We start from the raw sequence: 1,959 nt of genomic DNA on the forward strand, positions 1-1,959 counted from the left end.
CGCCTCCCCTCCCTCATCCTGGCGCGCAGCGTCCCCCGGGACGTCACCATCGAAGCCGTGCGCGGCCTGCGGACCCGGGTCCAGCTGGCCCTGAAGAGCGCGGGCCGCAACGTCGTCACCCTCACGGGCACGAGCCCCGGCGCGGGGACGTCCTTCGTCGCCCTCAACCTGGCGTGGGTGCTGGCGGAGACGGGCCAGCGCGTGCTGCTGGTGGACGCGAACCTGCGCGGCGGCTGGCTGCACCGGTGCTTCCGCGAGGCGCGCGTCCCCGGCCTCCATGAGGTGCTGCGGGGCACCGCCACCCTGGAGCAGGCCCTGCTGGAGGAGGCCACCCCGCCCGGCCTGTCGTTCCTGGGCGCGGGCGACCTTCCGCCGGACCCCACGGAGCTGCTGGCCGGCGCGGCGTTCGACACGTTCGTGGCGCGCGTGGCGGCGGAGTACGACGCCGTCCTCTTCGACACGCCCTGCATCCTCGCGGTGACGGACGCGGCGCTCGTGGGCCGGCACGCGGGCGTGCGGCTCGCCGTGGTGCGCGCGCAGACGCAGTCGCTGCGCGAGGTGGCCACGGCGCTGCACCACCTGGAGCAGAGCGGCGTGCCCGCCCAGGGCGTGGTCCTCAACGGCGTGCCGCGCTCCCGCTCGGGCCGCGCGGTGAGCGGCGTCTACCAATACGAATACCCGTCCGCGAGCTGAAGCCCCACCGGGAGGCCGCACCGTGAGCTGGATGTGCCGCACAGGACTGGGCCTCATCGCGGCGCTCTACGTGCTCGCGGGCCGCTGGGGCTTCCACCGGCTGGGCCTCGCGGTCAATGAAGAGGTGGACACGAACCTGGTCCAGGAGCTGCGGCTGTGGATCGTCCTGTGCGGGGTGCTGCTCGCCAGCGTGGGGCTGCTGCACCGCGCCCGGCGCGAAGCACGCCCCGGCGAGGCGCGCTTCGACCCGCCGCTCATCGCGGCCCTGCTGGGCTTCCTGGGCTACATGGCCGCCAGCATCGCCTGGACGCCCGACCCGCTCTTCTCCCTGACCAAGGTCGCCGACCTCCTGCTGGTGGGGCTGATGTGCGTGGGCTTCGCGCTGGCCGCGCTCCGCCAGCCCGCGCCCCGGGTGCTGGACGCGTTCTGGGCCGCCGTCGTCGTGGCCACGGGGCTGCTCGCGCTCACCGCCGTCAAGCAACTGCTGGGGGGCGGCGGGAGCGCGCGGCTGGCCGTGATGGGCGGCGGGCCCAACATCCTCGCGCGGCTCATGGGGCTGCTCTCCATCGGGGCGCTCTACTTCTGGTACTGGAGGGGCCAGGCGTGGCTGTGGATTCCGGTGGCCGCCACCGGCGTCGTGCTCGCGCTGCTCACGGGCTCGCGCGGCGGCTCCGCCGCCATCGTCGCGGGCATCACCACCTGCCTCGTGGTGGGGCGCGTGCCGCTGCGCCGGCTGCTGCTGCTGCTGCTGCTGGCGACCGCCGCCATCACCGTGGTGACCCTGTTCTCCCCGCTGGGGGAGGCCCTCAGCAACTCCGTGCAGGAGCGCTTCCTGCGCCTCACCCTCAACTACGAGACGGGCGCGGGCGGCTCGGTCCACAACGAAGGCAAGGTGTACCTGTCCGGGCGCGAAATCCTCTACGCGAGGGCCCTCCAGCTGGGCAAGGACCACCCGGTGGCGGGCGCGGGGCTCGCGGCGTTCCCCGCGCTGCGCCTGGGCGTCTATCCGCACAACCTCTTCCTGGAGGTGTTCTGCGAGGGCGGCATCGTGGGGCTGCTCCTGCTCGCGACCGTCCTCGCCACCTTCGTGCGCTCGGCGCTCCTGCGGCGCCAGGGCCTGGACGGCGCCACCGTGGGCGCGGCGGTGCTGGTGCTGCTGGGCGCCCAGTCCAGCGGCGACCTCTACGACAGCCGCGCCCTCTTCCTCTTGATGGTGATGGCCTCCGTGACCGCGGCCCCCGGGCGGCAGTCCGCGCAGTCCGGCCC

General features: G+C 74.4%; 2 protein-coding genes. Both read left to right on the forward strand.

What is annotated here, in order from left to right:
• Positions 1 to 693, forward strand: a 693-nt coding sequence (locus tag D7W79_RS41570) for a polysaccharide biosynthesis tyrosine autokinase (RefSeq protein ID WP_120530704.1), incomplete at its 5' end; no start/stop codon positions are given.
• A 31-nt stretch (positions 694 to 724) separates the two neighbouring features.
• Positions 725 to 1,959 (forward strand): O-antigen ligase family protein (locus D7W79_RS41575; protein WP_216627123.1); only part of this gene is annotated, 1,235 nt, incomplete at its 3' end.

It is taken from the genome of Corallococcus exercitus (assembly GCF_003611585.1).
Taxonomy (GTDB): Bacteria; Myxococcota; Myxococcia; order Myxococcales; family Myxococcaceae; genus Corallococcus; species Corallococcus exercitus.